This is a genomic window from Allobosea sp. Root381 (genome assembly GCF_001429395.1).
Lineage (GTDB): Bacteria > Pseudomonadota > Alphaproteobacteria > Rhizobiales > Beijerinckiaceae > Allobosea.
The window spans coordinates 165,101-189,912 of record NZ_LMJT01000041.1; the positions used below are offsets into that span (position 1 = coordinate 165,101).

At 68.1% G+C, this 24,812-nt stretch carries 22 protein-coding genes; 16 read left to right on the forward strand and 6 right to left on the reverse strand.

Features of this window, described 5'->3' with window-relative positions:
• Positions 1-84: 84 nt before the first annotated feature.
• Positions 85-3,558, forward strand: a complete 3,474-nt coding sequence (locus tag ASE63_RS22265) for a hypothetical protein (protein WP_056806823.1) — start codon at positions 85-87, stop codon at positions 3,556-3,558.
• Between the two features lie 181 nt (positions 3,559-3,739).
• Here the strand turns inward: ASE63_RS22265 and fliP are convergent, their stop codons facing one another.
• On the reverse strand, positions 3,740-4,507 hold the full coding sequence (gene fliP / locus ASE63_RS22270) for a flagellar type III secretion system pore protein FliP (protein ID WP_056807457.1): 768 nt from the start codon (positions 4,505-4,507) through the stop codon (positions 3,740-3,742).
• Positions 4,508-4,643: 136 nt separating this feature from the next.
• Complete coding sequence (locus ASE63_RS22275; protein WP_156410547.1) at positions 4,644-5,993, reverse strand: hypothetical protein; 1,350 nt, start codon at positions 5,991-5,993, stop codon at positions 4,644-4,646.
• A gap of 229 nt (positions 5,994-6,222) precedes the next feature.
• Between ASE63_RS22275 and flgB the strand changes: the two genes are divergently transcribed.
• The 8 genes from flgB (at position 6,223) to ASE63_RS22315 (ending at position 12,727) form a co-directional block, all read left to right on the forward strand.
• The gene (gene flgB, locus ASE63_RS22280) at positions 6,223-6,624 is read left to right on the forward strand and encodes a flagellar basal body rod protein FlgB (RefSeq protein ID WP_056806829.1); all 402 of its coding nucleotides are present in this window, start codon (positions 6,223-6,225) and stop codon (positions 6,622-6,624) included.
• A 38-nt stretch (positions 6,625-6,662) separates the two neighbouring features.
• Positions 6,663-7,073: a flagellar basal body rod protein FlgC gene (flgC, locus tag ASE63_RS22285; RefSeq protein ID WP_056806832.1), complete on the forward strand. Its 411-nt coding sequence runs from the start codon at positions 6,663-6,665 to the stop codon at positions 7,071-7,073.
• 14 nt (positions 7,074-7,087) lie between these two features.
• Positions 7,088-7,411, forward strand: a complete 324-nt coding sequence (locus ASE63_RS22290; RefSeq protein ID WP_056806835.1) for a flagellar hook-basal body complex protein FliE — start codon at positions 7,088-7,090, stop codon at positions 7,409-7,411.
• A 22-nt stretch (positions 7,412-7,433) separates the two neighbouring features.
• A complete protein-coding gene (gene fliQ, locus ASE63_RS22295) occupies positions 7,434-7,700 on the forward strand; it encodes a flagellar biosynthesis protein FliQ (protein ID WP_056806838.1) in 267 nt (88 codons plus the stop codon).
• A gap of 80 nt (positions 7,701-7,780) precedes the next feature.
• Complete coding sequence (fliR, locus tag ASE63_RS22300) at positions 7,781-8,539, forward strand: flagellar biosynthetic protein FliR (RefSeq protein WP_056807460.1); 759 nt, start codon at positions 7,781-7,783, stop codon at positions 8,537-8,539.
• A 6-nt stretch (positions 8,540-8,545) separates the two neighbouring features.
• Positions 8,546-9,613, forward strand: coding sequence for a flagellar biosynthesis protein FlhB (flhB, locus tag ASE63_RS22305; protein ID WP_056806841.1), 1,068 nt, complete (start codon positions 8,546-8,548; stop codon positions 9,611-9,613).
• A 113-nt stretch (positions 9,614-9,726) separates the two neighbouring features.
• On the forward strand, positions 9,727-12,225 hold the full coding sequence (locus ASE63_RS22310; RefSeq protein WP_056806844.1) for a response regulator: 2,499 nt from the start codon (positions 9,727-9,729) through the stop codon (positions 12,223-12,225).
• A gap of 34 nt (positions 12,226-12,259) precedes the next feature.
• The gene (locus ASE63_RS22315) at positions 12,260-12,727 is read left to right on the forward strand and encodes a hypothetical protein (protein WP_162261823.1); all 468 of its coding nucleotides are present in this window, start codon (positions 12,260-12,262) and stop codon (positions 12,725-12,727) included.
• Between the two features lie 13 nt (positions 12,728-12,740).
• Here the strand turns inward: ASE63_RS22315 and ASE63_RS22320 are convergent, their stop codons facing one another.
• Positions 12,741-14,054, reverse strand: a complete 1,314-nt coding sequence (locus ASE63_RS22320; protein WP_056807461.1) for an MFS transporter — start codon at positions 14,052-14,054, stop codon at positions 12,741-12,743.
• A gap of 289 nt (positions 14,055-14,343) precedes the next feature.
• Here ASE63_RS22320 and recA point away from each other — a divergent pair, with 289 nt between their 5' ends.
• The 4 genes from recA to ASE63_RS22340 all read left to right on the forward strand — a co-directional run bounded on the left by recA (position 14,344) and on the right by ASE63_RS22340 (position 19,358).
• Positions 14,344-15,429 (forward strand): recombinase RecA, encoded by a 1,086-nt coding sequence (gene recA, locus ASE63_RS22325; protein ID WP_056806850.1) that lies wholly within the window; start codon positions 14,344-14,346, stop codon positions 15,427-15,429.
• A gap of 185 nt (positions 15,430-15,614) precedes the next feature.
• Positions 15,615-18,257 carry an alanine--tRNA ligase gene (gene alaS, locus ASE63_RS22330; protein ID WP_056806854.1) on the forward strand — a complete coding sequence of 881 codons (2,643 nt, stop codon included), beginning with the start codon at positions 15,615-15,617 and terminating at the stop codon, positions 18,255-18,257.
• A complete protein-coding gene (locus tag ASE63_RS22335; RefSeq protein WP_056806857.1) occupies positions 18,257-18,913 on the forward strand; it encodes a hypothetical protein in 657 nt (218 codons plus the stop codon). The genes alaS and ASE63_RS22335 overlap by 1 nt, the downstream gene beginning before the upstream one ends.
• A gap of 148 nt (positions 18,914-19,061) precedes the next feature.
• A complete protein-coding gene (locus ASE63_RS22340) occupies positions 19,062-19,358 on the forward strand; it encodes a cupin domain-containing protein (RefSeq protein WP_056806859.1) in 297 nt (98 codons plus the stop codon).
• Between the two features lie 272 nt (positions 19,359-19,630).
• On the opposite strand, the gene ASE63_RS22345 is transcribed toward ASE63_RS22340, so the two are convergent.
• Positions 19,631-20,845 (reverse strand): NADP-dependent isocitrate dehydrogenase, encoded by a 1,215-nt coding sequence (locus ASE63_RS22345; protein WP_056806863.1) that lies wholly within the window; start codon positions 20,843-20,845, stop codon positions 19,631-19,633.
• A gap of 261 nt (positions 20,846-21,106) precedes the next feature.
• Here ASE63_RS22345 and ASE63_RS22350 point away from each other — a divergent pair, with 261 nt between their 5' ends.
• The 3 genes from ASE63_RS22350 (at position 21,107) to ASE63_RS22360 (ending at position 23,447) form a co-directional block, all read left to right on the forward strand.
• Entirely contained in the window at positions 21,107-21,943 is an 837-nt protein-coding gene (locus ASE63_RS22350) for a hypothetical protein (RefSeq protein ID WP_156410548.1), read from the forward strand.
• A 46-nt stretch (positions 21,944-21,989) separates the two neighbouring features.
• Positions 21,990-22,724, forward strand: a complete 735-nt coding sequence (locus tag ASE63_RS22355) for an SDR family oxidoreductase (protein WP_056806869.1) — start codon at positions 21,990-21,992, stop codon at positions 22,722-22,724.
• Between the two features lie 177 nt (positions 22,725-22,901).
• Complete coding sequence (locus tag ASE63_RS22360; protein ID WP_056806872.1) at positions 22,902-23,447, forward strand: 2,4'-dihydroxyacetophenone dioxygenase family protein; 546 nt, start codon at positions 22,902-22,904, stop codon at positions 23,445-23,447.
• Here the strand turns inward: ASE63_RS22360 and ASE63_RS22365 are convergent, their stop codons facing one another.
• Positions 23,448-24,356, reverse strand: a complete 909-nt coding sequence (locus ASE63_RS22365; protein WP_244491537.1) for a DUF1028 domain-containing protein — start codon at positions 24,354-24,356, stop codon at positions 23,448-23,450.
• Complete coding sequence (locus ASE63_RS22370) at positions 24,280-24,687, reverse strand: flagellar assembly protein FliX (RefSeq protein ID WP_244491539.1); 408 nt, start codon at positions 24,685-24,687, stop codon at positions 24,280-24,282. The genes ASE63_RS22365 and ASE63_RS22370 overlap by 77 nt, the downstream gene beginning before the upstream one ends.
• Positions 24,688-24,812: the final 125 nt, after the last annotated feature.

Below are 24,812 nucleotides of genomic sequence, written 5' to 3' on the forward strand. Positions count from 1 at the left end.
CCATTATCCTTGACGCGCTAGCGTCGCGACGTTGGGGCCGGCTTGCCGGTTTCCGGCAGTGTCGCGTTGCGTGAGTATCCGGCTTTGCGTCTCCCGCGTTCCCTTGCTTTCGGCATCGGGCTCTCAGCCCTCATCATCGCCGCCGAGCTCGGCGCGCCGGCACTTGCCGCAAGCGCGACGCTGCGCGGCGAGGCGATGCCGCCGGGCTTCGGCCGCCTCGCGCTCACCTTCGACGAGCCGACCACCACGCGCATCCGCGTCTCGAACGGCGTGCTGGTCGTCGCGTTCGACAACAGCGTCAACGTCGACGTCGCCAAGATCGCCCGCGAACTCCCGGCCTATATCGCCATCGCCCGCGCCGATCCGGACGGGCGCGGCCTGCGCTTCGCCCTCGCCAGGACCTATCGCGCCAATTTGATCGAGGCCGGCGACAAGGCCTTCATCGACCTGCTGCCGGAGACCTGGAGAGGCATGCTGCCCGGGCCACCGCCCGAGGTCATCGCGGAGATGACCGAGCGCCTGCGTCTGGCCGACATCCGCGCCCGCGAAGCGGCGCGCCAGGAGCCGGAACCGCCCCCCGTGCTCGGGCTGCGCACCGCGACCCTGCCGACGCTGGAACGCCTGATCTTCGACGCACCGCCGCAGACCGCCCTGAAGCCGGAGCTTGCGGACGGCACCCTGGCCCTGACCTTCGACCGGCCGATGGTGGTCATGCCCGCGGCGATCAGGACCGCGCTGCCGGAAGGCGTGTCGCTGACCTCCCACGAGGCCGGCAAGGCGGCGACCAGGCTCGCGCTCACCCTGCCCAAGGACTGGCAGGTCCGCAGCTTCCGCGACGAGAGCGGGCTCGTGCTCGACCTGCTCAAGCCGGTGAAGATCCCGGCCGCGACGCTGGCCGACCAGGCCGTCACGACGCCGGTGGCAGCAGCCGGGCCGACCGAGAAACCAGCCCCTGCTCCTGCCCCTCCTGCCGCTCCCGCGGCCGCCGGCGAAGCGACGCCCCCGCGCGCCACCGCCGCATCGGCGCCCGCTCAGGCCGCCGCGCCCGCCGTCGACCCCGCGCCTCAGGCGGTGAAGATCGCCGCGTCCGGCACGCGGCTCGACTTCCCCTTTCCTCGGCTGACCGGAGCAGCGGCTTTCGTAGAGGCTGGAATCGCGACCCTCGTCTTCGATACGCGCGACACGATCGACCCCACCCATCTCAAGGGTCTGCTACCGCAGTTGATTGAGGATGCGACGGTGACCCGCGAAGGCAGGGTCACGCTGGTGCGCCTGCGGCTCGCCGGCCAGCCTCTGGCGCGCCTCTTCGACGACGGCACGACCTGGTCGCTGGGCTTCGGCGAGCAGGGCGGCACGCCCGCCGAGCCGCTGACGCCCACCCGCACGATGGACGAGCAGGGCCAGCCCATCGTCGCCGTGCCGCTGCGCGGCATGACCGGCGTGCATTGGCTGGAAGCCGGACCTTCAGGCCTGCCCATCGCCGTCGCGACCGCGACCGGCCCGGTAAAGCTAGCCGCCAAGCCATACCGCTTCGTCGAGTTCGGCCTGCTGCCGACGGCGCATGGCCTCGCCGTCGTCCCGCAATCTGACGATGTCGTCGTCCGCGCCGGCACCGAGCAGGTCCGTATCGGCCGCCCTGGCGGGCTGACCATGTCGCTCGATCTCCCGGAACAGGAGAAGAGCCGCGTGTCGGCGGCAGCCCAGGCGCAGGCGCCATTGCTCGACCCCGAGCAGTGGAGCAGGCTCGCCGTGTCGACGGTGCGCGAACACGAGCGCACGCTCCAGCGCGAGGTCACCGGCGCCTCACGCGCCCGCAAATCCGAGACCCGTCTCGCCTTGGCCCGCTTCTACGCCGCCAACGGGCTGATGGCAGAAGCCAAGGGCCCGTTGGCGGCGCTGATGGCCGAAGACCCGGCGATGCGCGAGAACCGCGAGGCCCTGTTCCTCAAGGGCCTGATCGCGACCCAGATGCATCGGCACCGCGAGGCCACCGCCGCCTTCGACGCGGCTCCGATCAAGGACGATCCCGAGACGGGGCTGTGGCGCGCCCTCGTCGATCAGCGGCTCAATCGCGACGCCCAGTCGCTGCTCGGCTTCCGCCGCGCGGATGCGATTCTTGACCGCTACCCGCCCGAACTGCAGGGCGAGCTGCGCGCCGCCAAGGCCCGCGCCGCGCTCGCAATGAAGGACATCACCACCGCCGAGCGCGAGATCGACGCTCTGGACGCGCTGCCGGGCGGCACCGTCGACAATGAGAACCTCGCCTTGCTCCGGGCGATACTGGACGATGTCGGCGGCCGGCCGGACGATGCGCTGGCGGGCTACAAGCCGCTCTTCGAGGCGCGCAGCCGGCCCGTCGCGGCGGAGGCGCAGCTGCGTGCGGTGCGGCTCGTCCAGGCAGAGAAGCGCTCCGACATCTCGCCCGACGAGGCCATGGCACGGCTGGAGACGGTCTCGATCATCTGGCGCGGTGGCGACCTCGAGATCGAGGCGCTGGGCGAGCTCGGTCGGCTCTATGCCGACCAGCAGCGCTGGCGCGATGCCTTCATGGTCGCCCGTCGCGCCACCGAGAACTTTCCCGAGCACGCGCTGACGCGGCGCCTGCAGGACGAAACGGCGCAGCGTTTCGCCGAGCTTTTCGGCGGCGCCGGGCTCGACCAGCTGCCGCGCATCGAAACGCTCGCCCTGTTCTACGACTTCAAGGAGTTCCTGCCGATCGGCCGGCGCGGCGACGAGATCACGCGTCTCCTGGCCGACCGTCTCGTCGGGCTCGACCTGCTCGACCAGGCCAGCGACATCCTGCGCTACCAGATGGAAAGGCGTCTGACCGGCGCGGCGCGCTCGACGGTAGCGGCCCGCCTTGCCATGGTCGACCTGATGAACAACAAGCCGGCCGATGCGCTTCGCGCCCTGAACGCGACGCGGCTCGCCGAACTGCCTGCGGATGTGAAGCGCGCCCGCCTGCTGCTCGAGTCTAAGGCCCTCTCCGACCTGTCGCGTACCGACCAGGCGCTCGACATGCTCGAAGGCGAGCGTGGCCCGGAGATCGACCGCCTGCGCGCCGACATCTTCTGGACCGGACGGCGCTGGCGCGAGGCGGGCGAGGCGCATGAACGCATCCTCGGCGACGCCTGGCGCGGGCAGGATGCGCTCGGCGACGGCGCCCGCTCCGACGCGATGCGCGCCGCGATCTCCTATGTGATGGCCGATGAGGGGCTGGCGCTGGATCGGCTGCGGAGCAAGTTCGCAACCAAGATGGCTCAGAGCAGCGATGCCCGCACCTTCGCCTTCGTCACCGGCGCCAACCGCACCAGGACAGCCGACATCCGCGAGATGGCGCGCGCCGCCGCCGCGGCCGGCGCCGACTCCCTCTCCGACTTCATGACGGCCTATCGCGAGCGCTACCCGGCCTACTCAGCCGCGATGCGCGAGAAGAAGGCGCCCGAAGCGGCCGCGCCACCGGCCGCCGAGCCCCCCGCCGCTGCGCCAGCCGCTACGCCGGCAGCGACGGGCGCGGCCTCCGAGGGCGCTGCGCCGGCTACCGCTGGGCGCAGCTAGATCATTTGCCGATCGGGTCGGATCGGCAGCTTCCGTCATTGCGAGCGCTGCGAAGCAATCCAGGAGGGCGTAGAGCGCTGCCGGCCCCTGGATTGCTTCGTCGCTTCGCTCCTCGCAAAGACGGGATCGGCGTTGCAGCTCGATCCAAAGTGCGCTGAGGCGCGACCGCCTGCGCCGCCTCTCAGACGCCGTAACTCTTGACCAGCGACCCGGCCACCAGCCCCCAGCCGTCGACCAGCACGAAGAAGATCAGCTTGAACGGCAGCGCCACCGTCACCGGCGGCAGCATCATCATGCCCACCGACATCAGGATCGAAGCCACCACGAGGTCGATGATCAGGAAGGGCACGAACAGCAGGAAGCCGATCTCGAAGGCGCGGCGCAGCTCCGAGATCATGAAGGCCGGCACCAGCACATGGATCTGCACCTCCTGCGGCGTCGCGGGCGGCGGCTCGCGCGACATCTCCATGAACAGCGCGAGATCCTTCTCCCGCACATGCCGCAGCATGAACGTCTTGAACGGCACGACGCCGCGGTTATAGGCCTCCGCCGGCTGGATCTCGCCGGCGACGAGCGGTGCGATCGCCGTGGCATAGGCCTCCCGCAGCGTCGGCGCCATGACGAAGCCGGTTAGGAACAGCGAAAGCCCGATGATCACGGCGTTCGGAGGCGCCGTCTGCGTGCCCAGCGCCGAGCGCAGCAGCGACAGCACCACCGCGATGCGGGTGAACGACGTCACCATGATCAGGATAGACGGTGCGAGCGAGAGCACCGTGATGACGGCGATGAGCTGCAAGGCGCGCTCGGCCACCCCGCCGCCCTGCCCGAGGTCGAGCGACAAAGTCTGCGCCAGCGCCGGCACGCCGAGCAACGCCACCCAGGGCAGCAGGCAGATCGCGACGAGACAGGTTCGCCGCAGGCGGCGCCATCTCGCGGGAGTGCTGGTCATGGTCACGCGCACGGCCGTCATAGCGCCCGACTCAGGCGATCGGGCCGTGCAACGCTAAGGCTGGGATTCGCCCAGCGGCAACCGGCATGGCGGCATCAAAGCGCCGCGCAGGCCGGAATCCTGTTGATCGCTCCGATCAGGAGCCCGACTTCGGATCGCGCCCGAGCAGCCGCGCGAACTCGGCCTCGATGGCATCCACCGAGAACGGGTCGATCTGCTTGGGCTCCGCCTCAGGCTCGGGCTTCGATTCGGACGTCGCTTGGGCCTTGGGCTCGGGTGCGACCTCCTCGGCCTCCGGCGCAGCAGCTTTCTCGGCGGCCGGCTCCGGCTCGTCCACCTGCTTGCCGGCGGCCGGCACAGTGGGCTTGACCTCGGCAAGTTGCGGCTCGGCTTCGGGCTTTGGCTCAGGCTCGGGCGCCGCTTCCTTCGCGACGGGTTCGGGAGCCTTGCTCGGCTTCGTCTCGGCCGGCGGCACCGGCTCGAACGGCTTCGGCGCGGTATAGGCCGAGGGCGCGAAGCTCGCCGGCTTGGGGCTGATCCGCTCGGGCTTGAGGCCGAGCGCCATTTCCAGCTCGGCCTCGACATCCGCGGGCACGGCACGCGCTGCGGACGATGGCGGAGCCGCAGCCGGGATGGCGGCCGGAGCCGGTTTCACCGGCGGCTGGGCGCGATGATCGGCGGGCTTGGGAGCGGCAACCGGCTCGGCCGGCGCATCGATGGGGGTCTTCGCCGGGCGCACCGCCGAGAAGGGCCGCTTCAGCGCCTCGTCGAGCTGCCGCGCCATATCGTCGAGCTCTCCGGCGCTGACGGTCGGCGCCGGCTCGCGCGTGAACTGCGGCGGTTGCACGCTCGGCGCGGGCGGGAGTGGCGTGGGCAGAGGCGGCGCGGGCTGAGCTCGCGAGGCTGCGGCACCGGCCAGCGCAGCGCCGACGCCCGCCACCGTGGCCGCGGCAAGAGCCGAATCGGCGTGCGGCGGCTGGACGGGCCGCGGAGCCGGCTGGAGCGGGCGCTGCGGCGACAAAAGCTCGCCGCCCGACGAGGCAACCGCGACAGGAGCCGGCGGCGGCGCGCGACGCAGGTCCTCGGCAGGATCGGGGCGCAGCGCGTCCGGCGGCACCAGCGTGTCGAAGGGCAATGGCCGGTCCGGCATGCCGAGGTCGGCCTGCACAGGCAGCGCCGCGCGTCCGCCGCTGCGCACGATATTGGTCTCGACCACGACATCGGACGCGCCGCCGATCATGACGAGATGCTCGACATTGTCGCGCCGGATGAGCACGAGCTGGCGCTGGCGGTCGAGGTCGTGGATGTCGACCACGCCGAGCCGCGGCTGCCGCGCCCGGCCGCCGCCCTGCCCCCTGATCCGAAGCCGGCCGTCCTTGATCTGTCGTGCGAACAGCCCGAGCAGCACCAGCAGTATCAGGATGACGCCAAAAGCGATGACCCACTTTTGCGCGGTCGAAAGATCGAAGCCAAACAAGCTCTGCAAGGTCTGCCTCATATGCGACGGCGGGGGCCACCCCCGGCGGCGGACAACTCCGCCTGATGTTGAACACGCTGGCTATAGCATAGCGCCCGCGCTTTCAGGAAACATGGTGAATGCGTGGTTAACGCCATCTTGCAAAGCAACGGGCATTAACCCGGCATTAACCACGCGCTCGGCAATATTTACCCAGTGAACCGGGGCGCCGCGCCGGCTGAACGAGGGATCGACGGCTATGGCGGGAACTGCCCTGGGCACAGGCGGGAACCTGATGCAGGCGCTGAAGACGCGCATGCATTTTCACCAGACCCGTCAAAAGGTTTTGGCCGAGAACGTCGCCAATGCCGACAGCCCCGGCTTCCGCCCGATGGACGTCAAGGCGCCCGCGATCGGGCCCGGGCAGGCGAATATCGGCCTCGCCCGGACCAGCGAAGGCCATATGGGGCTGACGGGCCGGCGCGCCGGCTTCGACAGCGCCCGCGCCCAGCGCTTCGAGGTCACGCCGAACGGCAACGCGGTCACGCTCGAAGACGAGATGACCAAGGTCGCCCAGAATCAGTCCGATTATCAGCTCGCCGCCTCGCTCTACAGCAAGGGCCTTGGCCTGATGAAGATCGCGATCGGCAAGGGTCGCTGAGGGCTCGCTGACGGATCAGGCAGCAGGAAACAGGCACGATGGACCTTCTCAAGAGCATCTCGGTGGCGACCTCCGGCCTGCGCAGCCAGTCCGGCCGCATGCGCGTCATCGCCGAGAACATCGCCAACGCCGATTCGGGGCCCGAACGGGCAGGCGCCGACCCCTATCGCCGCAAGATCACGACCTTCCAGCGCCGCTTCGACCGCGAGCTCGAGGCGCAGGTCGTCGATGTGGGCCGCGTCCAGCGCGACCAGAGCGCCTTCCGCACCAAGTTCGAGCCGGGCAACCCGACGGCCGATGCCGCCGGCAATGTCCAGATGCCGAACGTCAACTCGCTGATCGAGACGATGGACATGCGCGAGGCCCAGCGCAGCTACGAGGCCAACCTCAACCTGATCACGTCGACGCGCCGGATGATCCAGCGCACCATCGACATCCTGCGCGCCTGAAGGACCAGCCCGCCATGGCCACGCCCGGTTTCGCCGCAGGCGCCTATGCCTCGATCCAGGGGATGGGCGCAGGCAACCTGCTCCGCAAGCCCCTCGCCTCCACCGGGGCCGGAACGGGCAGCGCCGACTTCTCCGCCATGGTCGGCAAGGCGCTCGAAGCCACCGCCGATGCGGGCCGCAAGGCCGACGCCCAGACCGCCTCGGTCGCGATGGGTCGCTCCGACATCGTCGACGTCGTCACCGCTGTCGCCGAGAGCGAGGCCGCGATCGAGACGCTCGTCGCCGTGCGCGACCGCGTCATCGCGGCCTATGAAGAAATCATGCGGATGCCGGTCTGACGCGGCGTATCGGGACAAGATCATGACATCCGGAGCCATCCTCGACGTCGCCCGCGACGGCATCATCGTCTTCCTCAAGGCCGGCGGGCCGCTGATGATGGTCGCGCTCATCGTCGGCCTTGCCGTCTCGCTGGTCCAGGCGCTGACCCAGATCCAGGAGCAGACGCTGGTCTACGTCCCGAAGATCCTCTCGGTCTTCGCCGCCCTGATGCTGTTTCTTCCGTTCATGGGCGACGCTTTGGCGGGTTATATGGGGCGGGTCGCCGTCCGAATCGCCACGGGCGAATGAGCCTGCCGCAACTGCGCCTTGCCATGGTCCATGGCCCGGCACCGCGGCGCCCCGACTGGCGACGAGGTGCCGACGGCACGATGCAGATTGCGATTCTGCCCGAGATCAGCGCCGTCTTCGTGCTCGTCTTCGCGCGAGTCGGCACGCTCGTCATGCTCATGCCGGGCATCGGCGAGCGCTTCATCTTCTCGCGCGCCCGGCTCTCGCTCGCCTTCTTCGTCGCCCTGATGCTCGTTCCGATGGCGCGCCCGTTGCTGCGGCTGCCGCCGGACATGCCGGGTGTCGTCGGCCTGCTCGTCAGCGAGATCCTGATCGGCCTCGTCATCGGCGTCTGCGCCCGCTTCGTCATGGCCTGCCTGCAGACGGCCGGGACGATCGTCGCCCAGAGCATGGGGCTCGGCTTCGCGATGACGGTCGACCCGGCCGGCGGCACGCAGAATCCCTCGGTCGGCAATCTTCTGACCATGCTCGGCATCACCCTGGTCCTGACGAGCGATCTGCATCATGTCGCCCTCGCCGCGATCCATGAGAGCTACCACCTGCTGCCGCCGGGCGGCATGCCCGACGTCAACGACGTGCTGGCGCTGGCGGTCCGCGCCGCATCGCAGGGCTTTGCGCTGGCCGTACAGATCTCGGCGCCGTTCATCGTCTTCGGCCTGCTCTTCAATCTCGGCCTCGGCGTACTGGCGCGCCTGATGCCGCAGCTGCAGGTCTTCTTCCTGGCGATACCGGCCTCGATCCTCGGCGGCATGCTGGTGCTGCTGGCCGTCGTCGGCGTGATGATGAGCGTCTTCCTCAACGACCTCGGCGCCTTCCTGCGCCAGTTCACGGGGGGCTGACGCACAATGTCAGAGGATGCCGACAAGGAAGACAGGACAGAGGACCCGACCCAGCGAAAGCTGGATCAGGCCGCCGAGAAAGGCGACGTCCCCAGATCGCAGGAAATCGGGACCTTCTTCGTCCTCTGCGGCTTCACGCTCTCGCTCGTGGTCGCGGCAGGCTGGTCGGCCCGTGATGCCGCGCTCTCGCTGCGCGGCTTCCTGATGAACGCCCATCAGGTGCCCTCGGACGGCGCGGCCTTCACCCATGTCGCCACGCAGGGGATCCTGACCGGCTTCGCGGCACTGGGCCTGCCCTTCGCGTTCATCCTTTGCGCCGGGCTCGTCGGCGCGCTGATCCAGCACAAGCCGCTCTGGACCCTGGATCCGCTGATGCCGAAGTTCAGCCGCCTCTCGCCGATGGCCGGCGCAAAGCGGATGTTCGGCAAGGAGGCCCTGGTCAATTTCGCCAAAGGCCTGGCCAAGGTCGGGCTCGTCGGCGCCGTCGTCTGGACGACGCTCTGGAACGAGCATGACCGGCTCGAGGCCTTCGCCCAGATGAGCGTCTCGGCGCTGCTGCCGGCGACCCTCGTCCTCGCCGTCAAGCTGATGGCCGGCGCTCTGGCATTGTTCGCCGTGATCGCGATCGGCGATTTCGGCTATCAGCGCTTCACCTGGTACCAGCGCCAGCGCATGACCAAGCAGGAGATGAAGGACGAGTACAAGAACTCGGAAGGCAATCCCGAGGTCAAGGCGAAGCTCCGGCAACTGCGCACGCAGCGGGTCCGCAAGCGCATGATGGCATCCGTGCCAAAGGCGACCGTGATCATCACCAACCCGACGCACTATGCGGTCGCCCTGCAATACGAGCCCGGCATGGCGGCGCCGCTCTGCCTCGCCAAGGGCGTCGATGCCGTCGCGCTCAAGATCCGCGAGGTGGCCGGCGAGCACAACGTGCCGATCGTCGAGAACGTGCCGCTGGCGCGGGCGCTCCATGCCAGCGTCGACATCGACGAAGAAATTCCTGTCGAACACTACCAGGCCGTAGCCGAAGTGATCGGATACGTCTTGCGCCTGAAGGGCCGCCGCGCCTAACTCGCTTGAGCTTGATGCCGAAAAGTGGGAACCGGTTTTCGGACCACATCATGCACCAGACGACGCGCGCAGCCATCGGGCGGCCTGCAAGCCATGGGACGGACCACACCGCAATGGGCGGAACCACGACTGCGATCGATCGCTCCGACAAGCCCGGCCATATCGGCATCATCCTGCTCGTCGCGGGTGTGCTCGTGGGAGCTGCGGTCGCGCTCGGCTTCATCGCCAATGAATGGGCCCAGCCGCTGATCCTGGGCCTGCTGGCGCTCCTGTCGGTGATCGGGGTCTTCGGCCTCTTCGCCTTCGCGATCGGGCTGATCCAGTTCACCGGCCGCGCCGCCCGCAACGATCTCACCAAGACGGTCGTCGACCATGCCGACGAGGGCATCGTCGTCACCGAGGGCGAGAACGGCATCGTCTATGCGAACGAGGCCTATCTCGCGCTGGCGGGAGCCAAGGGCGCCAGCGACCTGCGCCCTGTCGGCAGCCTGTTCACCGGCCGCGCCGAGGTTTCCGAGGCGATCTATCGCCTGGCCGCCGCCGCACGCGAAAACCGCCGCCTCGCCGAGGAGATCAGGCTGGAGCCCGCGCTCAACGGCCGCGACGCCGTCGGCTGGTACCGGATCAAGGTCGCGCCCGTGCGCCGCGACGGCAGGCCCGCGACGCTCTGGGCGGTCGCGGAGGTGACGCCCGAGCGCGAGCGCCAGGAGAACGCCTTCCAGGAACTCCAGCACGCCATCGACTATCTCGACCACGCCCCTGCCGGCTTCGTCTCGATCGACGCCGATGGCGAGGTCTCCTATCTCAACGCGACGCTCTCGGGCTGGCTCGATTTCGACCTCGCCCGCTTCGGCTCCGGCGGCCTGCATCTCGACGACATCGCGACGCCGGGCACGGCCGCCCTGATCCAGGCGATTCGCGGCCAGCCGGGCGATGTCCGCATCGAGGTCCTCGACGTCGACCTGAAGCGCCGCAACGGCGCGCCCGTCCCGGTCCGGCTGCATCATCAGGTCGCCTTCGGCAGCGACGGCCGCGCCGGCCCCTCGCGCACGCTGGTGCTCAACCGCAAGCAGGGCGAGGCCAGCCTCGACGGCGACAGCGAGGCCGAGATCCGCTTCGCGCGCTTCTTCCATTCGACGCCGATGGCGATCGCGACGGTCGATCGCGCCGGCGCGATCCTGCGCTCCAACGCCGCCTTCGCCCGACTGACGCAGGCCGGGCCGCAGCCGGCGACGATCCACGATCTCGTCACCGCCGATGGCGGGCTCGAACGCGCGCTGGCCGAGACAATGGAGGGCCGGACCGACACAGCGCCGCTCGATCTGACGCTGGCCGCCGACGACACGCGCTCGGCCAGGCTCTATCTCGCCCCGGTCACGGCCGCGGAAGCCAGCGATGGCGAAAGCGCGATCGTCTACGCGCTCGAGACCACCGCAGAGCGCAAGCTACGCGACAACATGGACCAGGCCGGCAAGATGCAGGCCGTCGGCACGCTGGCCGGCGGCATCGCGCACGACTTCAACAACGTGCTGCAGGTCATCATCAACGCTTCCGAGTTCCTGCTGGCGAGCCACCGCCCGACGGATCCGTCCTTCCCCGACATCATGCAGATCAAGCAGAACGCCTACCGCGCCGCGGCGCTGGTGCGGCAGCTGCTCGCCTTCTCGCGCCGCCAGACGCTGCGCCCGCAGGTGCTCGAGCTCGGCGACGTGCTCTCCGATCTCTCGCTGATGCTGAAGCGCGTGGTGGCCGACAAGGTCACGCTCGACGTGCGCCAGGGCCGCGACCTCTGGCCGGTCAAGGCCGATCTCGGCCAGCTCGAGCAAGTCATCGTCAACCTCGCCGTCAATGCCCGCGACGCCATGGCCGATGGCGGCAAGCTGACGGTGCGGACACGCAATATCGCCCGCGAGGAATGCGCCGGCTTCGGCCATGCGGCGCTGCCTGCGGACGACTATGTCCTGCTCGAAGTGGAGGACAGCGGCACCGGCATCTCGCCGGAGCATCTCGACAAGATCTTCGAGCCCTTCTTCACCACCAAGGAGGTCGGCAAGGGCACCGGGCTCGGCCTCTCCATGGTCTACGGCATCGTCAAGCAGACCGGCGGCTTCGTCTTCTGCGATTCGGTCATCGGCCGCGGCACGATCTTCCGCATCTTCCTGCCGCGCCATGTGCCGAGCGAGGAGGAGATCGCCGCCGAAGCCGCGATCAAGGAAGCGCCGAAGAAGCTCGCGGCCGACCATACCGGCGCCGGCGTCATCCTCCTGGTCGAGGACGAGGACGCGGTGCGCGCGCTCAATGCCCGCATGCTGGTCTCGCGCGGTTACACGGTCCATGAGGCCGCCTCCGGCGTCGAGGCGCTCGACGTCTTCCTCCAGCATGACGGCAGGATCGACCTCGTCGTCTCGGACGTGGTCATGCCCGAGATGGACGGCCCGACGCTGCTGGGCGAACTGCGCCAGCGCAACCCGGCCACCAAGGTCGTCTTCGTTTCCGGCTATGCGGAAGAGGCCTTCCGCAAGAACCTGCCGGAGGGCGAGGATTTCCAGTTCCTGCCAAAACCCTTCACGATGAAGCAGCTGGTCGAGACGGTGAAGGCGGCGATGGCGTGAAGGTCGCCATTCGGCGGGCGGTTCGGGAGGCATGTTGGCCGCGATGTCGGACCGCTATCTGCGCCGCTACGCAATGCTGCTCGCAGCGCAGACCGCCTGCGCGAGCGTTGTTCTCGCCAACATCCATGCGGTCTTCCGCATCCTGATCGAGAACATCGGCACGCCGAACGCCTCCGCGCCCATGACCGTACTCCAGATCCTCGCCGCTGCCGCGCTCGGCCAGGCCTGCTACTGGTATCGCCTGCGCAAGGTGCCGATCCCGACGGGCTACCGGAACATCGTACTCGGACACCTGCTCGCCTTCGCCAGCCGGCTCGGCTTCATCTTCGGTGGCGCACTGTTCTCGCTCTATTTCCTGCGCCATGCGCCCATGCTGACGCTCGCCCCGCTCGACATCGCCTGGCGCGGCGCCTTGCTGATCGCGGTGCTGTTCGCGCTCTACTGCTACACGCTCGAGCTCGAACGGCTCGGCGGCGCCCTGCAGCTGCCGCCGAAGCCCTGATCTTTGGCCCGCCTCAGCGCGCCGCCGCCGCGGAGCCCGGCGCCTCGCCCTCGACCGGCCGGCCCATCGCCAGCAGCGCGATAATCGTCAGCACCGACGCCGCCGACAGATAATAGCCGACATGGCCGAGGCCGTAATTCGTCGCCAGCCAGGTCGCGATATAGGGCGCGAGCGAGGCGCCGACGATGCCGCCGAGATTGAAGGTCAGCGACGCGCCGGTATAGCGCACCGCCGTCGGGAAGATCTCCGCCAGCGCCGTGCCGAGCGGCCCATAGGTAAAGCCCATCAGTCCGAAGCCGAGCACCGAGAACAGCAGCACCCCGGCAAGGCTGTCGGCCACGAAGAGCGGCGCCACCAGGAAGCCGAACAGCGCGATCGCGACGCTCGTCCAGATCAGCGCGCGCCGCCGCCCGAAGCGATCGGCAAGCACCGCCGAGACCGGGATCATCAGCCCGAAGAACACGACGCCGGCCATCTGCACCGGCAGGAAGACGCTGCGGCTGTAGCCCAGCTTCGTCGTCGCCCAGCTCAGCGAGAACACCGTCATGATGTAGAACAGCACGAAGGTGGCGAGTGCCGCGACCGTGCCGATCAGCAGCGGCAGCTTGTGCCGCGCGAAGACGCTGACCAGCGGCACGGCGACCCGCTCCTGCTTCTCGATCGCCTTGCGGAAGGCCGGCGTCTCGGAGAGCCGCAGCCGCACCCACAGCCCGACGAAGACGAGCAGCGCGCTCGCGATGAAGGGAATCCGCCAGCCGAAGGAGAAAAAGGCCTCGTCGCTCAGGATATCGCCCAACAGCAGGAAGGAGCCGGTGGCCAGGATGAAGCCGATCGGCGCGCCGAGCTGCGGGAACATGCCGTACCAGGCTTCCTTGCCGGGAGGGGCGTTCTCGGTCGCGAGCAGCACCGCCCCGCCCCACTCGCCGCCGAGGCCGAGCCCCTGCCCCAGCCGGCACAGCGCCAGCAGCAGCGGCGCCACGACGCCGACCTGCGCATAGGTCGGCAGCAGCCCGATCGCGACCGTGGACAGACCCATCGTCATCAGCGCCGCGACCAGCGTCGCCTTGCGCCCGACCTTGTCGCCGAAATGGCCGAACAGCGCCGCCCCGATCGGGCGCGCGAAGAAGGCGATGGCGAAGGTGGCGAAGGACTGCAGCAGCGCCGAGGTCGGATCCCCGGCAGCGAAGAACAGCTTCGGGAACACGATCACCGCCGCGGTCGCGTAGATGTAGAAGTCGAAGAACTCGATCGTCGTGCCGATGAGGCTGGCGAAGAGCACCCTGCGCGGGGAATTGTCCGGCGCGGCGGCGGTGGATGATGCGGACACGGGGAAACTTTCGAAACGTCGATCGGTGAAGGCGCGCAATTAACAGAATGTGGAACGCCGTCACAACGAAATGCAGCCATGACGATATGCATTCAACGCATGTTGAGGCTGGATTAATTCCAGTCGACAGCCTTCACCGCATATCCAGGCACCCTCCTGCCATATCCTGTCAGCGACCCCGCAATGAGAACATAAAAAGAACTTGCGGACCGGAACAAACCATGACCATTGTCGCACCACCGGCGCGGATTGAGATGTCCCCGCGCCCCTGTCATAAGGAGCGCGACTCGTGAGTCAGGCAAATCTCAAGCTGGTGGAAGGCTCCTCGATGGACAAGGCCAAGGCGCTGGATGCGGCGCTCTCGCAGATCGAGCGCGCCTTCGGCAAGGGCTCGATCATGCGCCTGGGCAAGAACCAGCAGGCGATCGAGATCGAGACGGTCTCGACCGGCTCGCTCGGCCTCGACATCGCGCTCGGCGTCGGCGGCCTCCCGCGCGGCCGCGTCATCGAGATCTACGGCCCCGAATCCTCCGGCAAGACGACGCTGGCGCTCCACACCATCGCCGAAGCCCAGAAGAAGGGCGGCGTCTGCGCCTTCGTCGATGCCGAGCACGCGCTCGATCCGGTCTATGCCCGCAAGCTCGGCGTCAATCTCGACGACCTGCTGATCTCGCAGCCCGACACCGGCGAGCAGGCGCTCGAGATCACCGACACGCTCGTCCGCTCCGGCGCGATCGACGTGCTCGTCGTCGACTCGGTCGCGGCGCTGACCCCGCGTGCCGAAATCGAGGGCGAGATGGGCGACGTCCAGCCGGGCCTGCAGGCCCGCCTGATGAGCCAGGCCCTGCGCAAGCTGACCGCCTCGATCTCGCGCTCGAACTGCATGGTCATCTTCATCAACCAGATTCGCATGAAGATCGGCGTGATGTATGGCAGCCCCGAAACCACCACCGGCGGCAATGCGCTGAAGTTCTACGCCTCGGTGCGTCTCGACATCCGCCGCGTCTCGACGCTGAAGGATCGCGACGAGGCCACCGGCAACCAGGTCCGCGTCAAGGTCGTCAAGAACAAGGTCGCGCCGCCCTTCAAGCAGGTCGAGTTCGACATCATGTTCGGCGAGGGCATCTCCAAGGTCGGCGAGCTCATCGACCTTGGCGTCAAGGCCGGCATGGTCGAGAAGGCCGGCGCCTGGTTCTCCTTCGACAGCCAGCGCCTCGGCCAGGGCCGCGAGAACGCCAAGACCTTCCTCAAGGCCAACCCCGAGATCGCGGCCAAGATCGAGGCGACGATCCGGCAGAATTCCGGCCTCGTCGCCGACCGCATCCTCGACCAGGCGACGCCGACCGATGACGATCTCGACGAGGGCGAGGCCTGAGTCGGGCGCCGGCCCCGACCTCCGGTTCGGACGCGATATGCGAGGGCGGTCTTCGGACCGCCCTTTTTCGTATTCCGGCGCCCGCCGCGAGCGGGTTTTCTGGACAGGCGCAGGCGCCCTGACTAGAAGCGGTCTTTCCCGCCGGCTCGGCCGGCCTTCTGCCCCAGACCAGAGCGCAAACAGCGATGAGCGGCGTCAACGATATCCGGTCCACCTTCCTCGACTACTTCAAGGGCCAGGGCCATGAGGTGGTGCCGTCGAGCCCGCTCGTGCCGCGCAACGACCCGACGCTGATGTTCGCCAATTCGGGCATGGTGCAGTTCAAGAACGTCTTCACCGGGCAGGAGAAGCGGCCTTACGTTCGCGCCACTACGGCGCAGAAATGCGTCCGCGCCGGCGGCAAGCACAATGATCTCGACAATGTCGGCTACACGGCGCGCCACCACACCTTCTTCGAGATGCTGGGGAACTTCTCCTTCGGCGACTATTTCAAGGAACAGGCGATCACGCACGCCTGGACGCTGGTCACGCGCGAATACGGCCTGCCCAAGGAAAAGCTGACCGTCACGGTCTATTCCGAGGATGACGAGGCGCACGCGCTCTGGAAGAAGATCGCCGGCCTCTCCGACAGCAAGATCATCCGCATTCCGACCTCGGACAATTTCTGGCGCATGGGCGATACCGGCCCCTGCGGCCCCTGCTCCGAGATCTTCTACGACCATGGCGACCACATCCCTGGCGGCCCGCCCGGCTCGCCCGACGAGGACGGCGACCGCTTCATCGAGATCTGGAATCTCGTCTTCATGCAGTACGAGGAGGCGGCCGGCGGCATCCGAACCGATCTGCCGCGCCCCTCGATCGACACCGGCATGGGCCTCGAGCGCATCGCCGCCGTGCTCCAGGGCACGCATGACAACTACGCGATCGACCTCTTCGCCGCGCTGATCTCCGCGATCGCCGACATGACCTCGGTCGCCTCCGACGGCCCGATGAAGGCGAGCCATCGCGTCATCGCCGACCATCTGCGCTGCTCGGCCTTCCTGATCGCCGACGGTGTACTGCCCTCGAACGAGGGCCGCGGCTATGTGCTGCGCCGGATCATGCGCCGCGGCATGCGCCATGCCCAGTTGCTCGGCGCGAAGGAGCCGCTGCTGCACCGGCTGGTTCCGGTGCTGACGCGCGAGATGGGCCGGGCCTATCCCGAGCTGCTGCGGGCCGAGGCCCTGATCACCGAGACGCTGCAGCTTGAGGAAACCCGCTTCCGCACCACGCTGGCGCGCGGCCTCACCCTGCTTGACGACGCCTCGAAGGATCTGGTCTCCGGCCAGAGCCTGAAGGGCGACGTCGCCTTCACCCTCTACGACACCTATGGCTTCCCGCTCGACCTGACGCAGGATGCGCTACGCGCCCGCAACATCGGCGTCGATACCGAAGGCTTCGACGCCGCCATGCAGCAGCAGAAGGCCAAGGCGCGCGCGGCCTGGGCCGGCACCGGCGAGGCGGCGACCGAGAAGCTCTGGTTCCCGCTGAAGGAACGCGTCGGCGCGACCGAGTTCCTCGGCTACGACACCGAGACCGCCGAGGGCGTGGTCACCGCCCTGATCCGCGACAACGCCGAGGTCGAGACGCTCAAGGAGGGCGAGAGCGGCTTCGTCATCGTCAACCAGACGCCCTTCTACGGCGAATCCGGCGGCCAGATCGGCGACGCCGGCACGATTCGCGCGGCGGGCACGGTCGTCGCGGTCAGCGACGTCCAGAAGAAGCTCGGCGACGTCTTCGCCCATGCCGTCACGGTCAAGCAGGGCGAGTTGAAGCGCGGCGCGGCGGTCGAGCTTTCGGTCGATCACGACCGCCGCAGCGCGATCCGTGCCAACCATTCGGCGACGCATCTGCTGCACGAGGCGCTGCGTCTCGTGCTCGGCGATCATGTCGCGCAGAAGGGCTCGCTGGTCTCGCCAGACCGCCTGCGCTTCGACTTCTCGCATCCCAAGCCGATCACGGACGAGGAACTGCGCGAGGTCGAGGAGATCGCCAACGCGATCGTGCTCAGGAACGAGCCGGTGGCGACCCGCCTGATGAGCGTCGACGAGGCGATCGCCTCCGGCGCCCGCGCGCTCTTTGGGGAGAAATACGGCGACGAGGTTCGCGTCGTCTCGATGGGGACCAATCCGGCGGGCAAGACCTTCTCGGTCGAGCTCTGCGGCGGCACCCATGCGTCGCGCACCGGCGATATCGGTCTCGTCAGCGTGCTCGGCGAGGGCGCGGTCGCGGCCGGCGTGCGCCGGCTCGAGGCAATGACCGGCAACGGCGCCCGCCTGCGCCTCAACCAGGAGTCGCGCCTGCTCGACGGGCTGGCGAGCCTGCTCAAGGTTCCCGCAGCCGAGGCCGGCAACCGCCTGACCGCGCTGCTCGACGAGCGCCGCAAGCTCGAGCGCGAGCTCAGCGACGCGCGCAAGAAGCTCGCCATGGGCGGCGGTGGCGCGGCCGAGGAGCCGATCCAGGACATCGCCGGCGCAAAACTGCTCGCCCGCGCCGTCACCGGCATCGAGATGAAGGACCTGAAGAGCCTCGCCGACGAGGCCAAGGCCCGCGTCGGCTCCGGCGTCGTCGCCATCGTCAGCGTCGCCGAGGATGGCAAGGCCGGCGTGGTGGTCGGCGTCACGCCGGACCTGACCGAGCGCTTCGATGCGGTCACGCTGGTGCGTGCGGCCTCCGAGCAGCTCGGCGGCAAGGGCGGCGGCGGCCGCCGCGACATGGCCCAGGCCGGCGGGCCGGACGGCAGCAAGGCGCAGGCCGCGCTCGACGCCGTCGCGGCCGCGATGGGCTGATGGCGACCGGCGGGAAACGCCTCAGCGGCGCCCTCTCCCGTCGCGCCCTGCTTCTCGCAGCCGGGCTCGCGCCGGCGCTGGCTGTGGCGCAACCGAAGAAGCCGCCGGCGCCTCGCAGCGAGGGGCCGGCTCTCTCGACGGCGCGCAGCATCGTCGCCGGCGCCCCGCTCAGCGTCTTCCTCACCCGCGCGCCGGCCGGATCGCGGCTGGCCATTGCGCGCCCCGACGACCCGCCTCACACCGCCATCGTCGTCGTCGAGGCGCGGACTTCGGTCGCATCCCTCCCAACGCCCGGCGTTGCCGGCGCCTACGAGCTGCGCCTGACGGTCGAGAAGGACGGCGCCCCCGCCATCCTGCTGCGCCAGCCGCTGGAAACGACCGAGCCAAGCGCGACGCTGGCAGCGCCGGAGCGCGTCGGCCGCGGCCAGGCGCTGCCAGTCCGTGGGATCGGCCCTAATGGCGAGCAGGACCGCGTGGTGCTGCTAGCGCCGGACGCACCGCTCGATGCCGAAGGACCGCGCTTCTTTCCGGCCGAGAATGCGGAGGCGACGCTGGAGGCGCCCGAGGCGCCCGGCCTTTACGAATTGCGCTATGTTCTGAACGCTCCGGTCAGCGGCCTGCGCATCATCGCGCGCCGCCCCTTGCGGGTAGAGTGAGGCGCAAGCCCGCCCTCGCCGAACCATCGGCCCGAAAAGCGGCATGCGGTTTTCGGGCAGAGCCGATGCGAGATCATCGGGTTGCTTGCCTCCCGAGGCAGCCGCAATAGTGCCGGGCCGGATCGAGCCGGCCAGGAGACAGTTGCCCATGCCTTTCGAATGTACGGTCCCCGCCGTCGCCACGCTGCTCACCGAAGACGCGAAGGCCAAGATCACGCGCTGGGATTTCGAGCCCGGCGCGACGACGGGCTGGCACGAGCACGGCATGGACTATGCAGTCGTGATCATGAGCGATGCGCGCATGGCCTACGAGGTCGACGGTGTCGTCACCGAGACCGAGGTCAAGACCGGCCAGAGCTATATCCGCCCGGCCGGCGTGAAGCACGACGTGAAGAACGCCGGCGACACGCATCTGACCTTCATCGAGATCGAGATGAAGCGCTGAGCGGGCCAGCACAAGGCGCGAGGACCCCCTCTCCTGTGAGGAGAGGTGTAGGGGTGAGGTGTCGGCCGTTCGCCCAGTAGGCCGCCCCCTCCGGTTTGGTTGCGCAGCGACCGCCTCACGGCAAATTCGGTAAGCGGCCTACCCCTCACCTTGCCCTCTCCCTCCGGGAGAGGGTTCCCCGCGCTGCCCGAGCTCCCCCAGCGACCTGCCACGAAAAAGCCCGGCCTTTCGGCCGGGCTTCCGCATTCATCGCAACGCCGGAACGCCTGAAATCAGGCGGCCATCGCCTTGCGCATGTTCTCGCTGACCTTCTCGAGGAAGCCCGTGGTCGAGAGCCACTTCTGGTCGGCGCCGACCAGCAAGGCGAGGTCCTTGGTCATGTCGCCGGCCTCGACCGTGTCGACCGTGACCTTCTCGAGCAGCGCGGCGAACTTGGCGAGCTCCTCGTTGCCGTCGAGCTTGGCGCGGTGGCTGAGGCCACGGGTCCAGGCGAAGATCGAGGCGATCGAGTTGGTCGAGGTCTCCTTGCCCTTCTGGTGTTCGCGATAGTGGCGGGTCACCGTGCCGTGCGCGGCCTCGGCCTCGACGGTCTTGCCGTCCGGCGTCATCAGCACCGAGGTCATCAGGCCGAGCGAGCCAAAACCCTGCGCCACGGTGTCGGACTGCACGTCGCCATCGTAGTTCTTGCAGGCCCAGACATAGCCGCCGGACCACTTCATGGCGGACGCGACCATATCGTCGATCAGGCGGTGCTCATAGGTGATGCCGAGCTTGTCGAACTCGGCCTTGAACTCGGCCTGGTAGATCTCCTCGAAGATGTCCTTGAAGCGCCCGTCATAGGTCTTGAGGATGGTATTCTTGGTCGAGAGATAGACCGGGTACTTGCGGATCAGGCCGTAGTTCAGCGAGGCGCGGGCGAAGTCGCGGATCGAGTCGTCGAGGTTGTACATCGCCATGGCGACGCCGGCCTCGGGAGCCTTGAAGACCTCCTTCTCGATGACGTTGCCGTCCTCGCCGACGAACTTGATCGAGAGCGTGCCCTTGCCGGGGAACTTGAAGTCGGTGGCGCGATACTGGTCGCCATAGGCGTGGCGGCCGATCACGATCGGCTGGGTCCAGCCCGGCACGAGGCGCGGGACGTTCTTGCAGATGATCGGCTCGCGGAAGATGACGCCGCCGAGGATGTTGCGGATCGTGCCGTTCGGCGACTTCCACATCGACTTGAGGTTGAACTCCTTCACGCGGCCCTCGTCCGGCGTGATGGTGGCGCACTTCACGGCGACGCCGTGCTTCTTCGTCGCGTTGGCGGCATCGATGGTGACCTGGTCGTCGGTCGCGTCGCGGTTCTCGACCGAGAGATCGTAATAGTCGAGCTCGAGGTCGAGATAGGGGAAGATCAGCGTGTCCTTGATCTTCTGCCAGATGATGCGGGTCATCTCGTCGCCGTCCATATCGACGACCGGGTTGGCGACCTTGATCTTGCTCATGTGAACGACCCCTGCTGACAGATTGGAACGTTTCCGGCCTGCAGCGCAGCGGCCGCAGGCGGTTGCGCGCTTCCTAGAGCATAGGGCCGAAAAGTGGAATGCACTTTTCGGATCAATTCGATGCTGAAGCCGCCGCGAAGGACGGGCAGCTTTCGGGCAAAGAGCATAGGCGCGACGCAGATGTCTGTTGCAGTGCCGCAAAAAGGTCAGCTTCCCGGTGCATCCTGCATCGCTCGCCGCCGTCGCAACGGGACGACCGCCTTGCCTTACCTTCATCCGCCATCCGTCTCACGCCCCCTCGGGCGGGCCGGGCTCATCCTGATGCTTCTTGCCGGCTCTCCGGCGAGCGCGCGAGCCGAACAGGCCTTGCCTGCCAGGGCGGACGACGCGGCCGCCTTCGACGACAGCGAAACCCGGCTCTTCGCGCCAATTCCACGCTGGGAGGCCCCGCCGCCGCCCGTCGACGCCGTCCTCGCGACGCCGAGCTTCCTCGCCCCCACGCTCGACAAGCAGGGCGCGGCCCGCAGCCGGGCGGTCCAGAACGGCCTGGCCCGGCCCGCCATCAACGCCACGCCCATCCGCCGTGGCCTCGCCTCAACGCCATCGCGACTGCCCTCGGCCAGCGAACGTGCCGTCGGCATGCGGCTCGGTGCCGAGCAGCTTTCGCTCTCGACCGCGATCGTCACCGGCCAGGGCGGCTGGCAGCGCAACGACACGCGCCTCGACTGGAACGTCGCGCGCGGAGCGACCTCCGACAGCGACCTCCGCTGGAGCGCCGGCACAGGCGGCAATGTCCAGGCTTCCGGATCGGCTGAGCAGAATGCGCAGGCCGTGTTGGGTTATCGGCTGCAACCGCTCGACATCGTCACCCTGACCACCGAGATCGCGCTGGCCGGCACCTACAACTTCGCGGCCGATAACGGGCTCTCCTCCAGCATGACGCCGCGTGTGAAAGTGGTCGCCGACCTGACGCAGCCGCTCTCGACTCCGTGGCGCACCACCCTCGACCTCGGTGTCGGCCGGGAGGTCTCGCTCTCCGGCAACAGCCTCCACACCAACGCCTCGGCCCTGCTGCGTCTGGAACTGCCGACGCCCTGACGGCACCTCCCTTCCCGTCGCTGCGGCGCGCCGGTATGGTCGCGCCATGACTGAAGCCTCTTCCAAATTCGCCCTCGTCACCGGTGGCACCCGCGGCATCGGCCAAGGCGCCGCCCTCGCGCTCGCAGCGGCCGGCTACGACGTTCTCGCCACCGGGCTGACGGTGGAGGAGGTCGCGGCCTCCCCGCCCCATCCCGCGATTCGCCATGCGAGGCTCGACGTTACGCGCGATGACGAGGTTGCGGCGATCGTCACGACATGCCCGCGGCTGGATGCGCTGGTGAATTGCGCCGGCATGATCCAGCGCGGCGGCAAGGAATTCGAGATCGACGCCTTTCGGCTGACCATCGAGGTCAATCTCAACGGCACCATGCGGATGTGCCTCGCCGCCAGGGACAAGCTCGCCGCCAATGGCGACGCCAAGTCCGGCGGCGCGATCGTCAACATCGCGTCGATGCTGACCTTCCATGGCTCGCCCTTCGCGCCCGGCTATGCCGCCTCGAAGGGGGCGATCGGCCAGCTGACGAAATCCCTCGCTGCCGCCTGGGCGCCGGAGGGCATCCGCGTCAACGCCGTGGCGCCGGGTTGGATCGCGACGGAGCTGACGCGGCCTCTGGTCGAGGATGCGCAGCGCTCGGCGCCGATCCTCGCCCGCACGCCGATGGGCCGCTGGGGCGAGCCCGGCGATGTCGGCGGCGCCATCGCCTTCCTGCTCTCGGACGCTGCAGCCTTCATCACGGGCACGATCCTGCCGGTCGACGGCGGTTATCTCGCCGTCTGAAATGGCACGTTCGACCAATGACTTGGCGATGTTTTCGGAATCACCCCCGCAAGCCGCCCAGCCGTCATTGCGAGCGCAGCGAAGCAATCCAGAAGGGCTTGCTCGACGGCCCCTAGATTGCTTCGCTGCGCTCGCAATACGGACGCATCGACCAGACAAGAATCGTGAGGAAATGCCATGAGCACCACCAGCCCGATGCCGGTCGAGGCGACGCAGGAGGAGCGCTGGACGCCCTACCGCCACCCGCAGCCGCAGCACTCGCCGCCGGAGCTTGTGGTGCCAAACGTCATCCCCGAGGACGACCGCGTCTGGGTGCCGGTCGACGACAATGTCTGGTTCCGCCCCCTGCTCTTCTGCGTGACGCGCGGCTACTGGATGAACCTGCTCAAGGTGCGCAAGTCCGGCGTGCTCTCGCGCCATCGCCACCCCCTGCCCGTCCATGGCTATGTGCTGAAGGGCAAGTGGCGCTATCTCGAGCATGACTGGGTCGCGACCGAGGGCGCCTATGTCTACGAAGCGCCGGGCGAGACCCATACGCTGGTGGTCGATCCCGATGTCGAGGAGATGATCACCATGTTCCAGGTCAACGGCGCGATGATCTATGTCGATCCGGACGGCAAATGCCTGGGCTATGACGACGTCTTCACCCGGCTGGAGAAATGCCGCGCGCATTATGCCGGAAACGGGCTCGGTGCCGATTATGTCGAACAGTTCATTCGCTGATCAGACCGGGTGCCTCGCATTCCATCGGGCCGCGTATTCCTCGCAGGCGCGATAGGCGATCTCCCGATCCGTCATGCCGGCCGGGTTACGGCGTGACGGGAGAAACGCCTGGAACGGCGCATATCCCTGATGCGCCAGTCGCCAGAGCCTGCGAAGCTCACGAAGTGGCTCCGCATGATCGTCGACGCGCAGATCGAACGATGCGATCGGCCCTTCGGACCAGATCCGGATTGCGCAGGATTGGCGACCGCGCTTGTCGCCACCCGCTCGTTCCCCTGCATCCAGTGCGGCAAGCAGGCGCTCGTCGAAATCCAGCGCCGACGCCTCCTGATAGGCGGCCAGGGTGGCCTCCACGACCTCGGGACCGGCTAGCATGTTCCCGGCGACAGAAGCGTCTGCGCCACTCACTGAACCCGACCAGGCAAGACAAGCCGAACCCGTGAAGCAACCTGTTTCGCCGTTGCGGTCGATGATGTGCAGTTGCCGGTAATCCCGCCCTGCGTCCATTTCCGTCAGGTTCGCGATCGTTTCGGCGACGGAGCACCCTTCCCGCAGCAAGTTCAGGCCATCGATGCCATAAAATGGATTGGCGAAAGCCTGCGTGGCGATCGCCCCGACGCGCCCGGCCCCATGAGGTACGATCGATCCGACGGCGAGAGCCCGGGAAGCACAAGCGATTCCCATCGATCCCGATGCGGAGTCTCGTGCGATGATCGACCAAGTCATATGCGACGCCTCTGGCGGCAGCCTTTTCAGGCCCGATCGATACCCGTCTAAGGCAAGCCAGATCAGGAGAGAATAGCCATCATCCCAGTGAACGTCAGGCGCATTCTCAACGCCCCAGTTTGGCAAGTTCCACAGCCGCCCGCAGCTCGATATGCGCGAGCACATCGTCGAGGCGCGGATCATCTGTCGTCTCGCGGCGCAGCGACAGCGTGTCCTTGAGTCGCTGCAGCTCCGAGACCTGCACGGAGCCCGAGAGCAGCGCCGCCTTGAGCCGGTCGAGACCGTCGAGCAGGTCATGCCCGCGCCTGGCCTGGCGCTTCTTGCGCTCCTGTGGCTCCTCATAGGCCTGCACCGCCAGCAGGGTGTCGAGCGGGCCCGAGGCACTGACGCCGGCGCTGCGCGCGCTCGTCGCACTGTCCTTGCCCGGCAGTGTAAAACCGGCGCTCCCCGCGCGCTTCGCGGAACCTGCCGCACCGGCATTGGCGATGGGAGCGCGTTGGTCGATCCGGATCATGGCCGCCTCGCGAAATCGTTGCCCGGACCCTCGGCCCGGCATGGTTAACAGTTGGTAAACCACCCGGCAGAAACTGCCGCGCCGGCATTATTCGCAGTGGTGCGATGCTGTTCCCCACGCTGCCG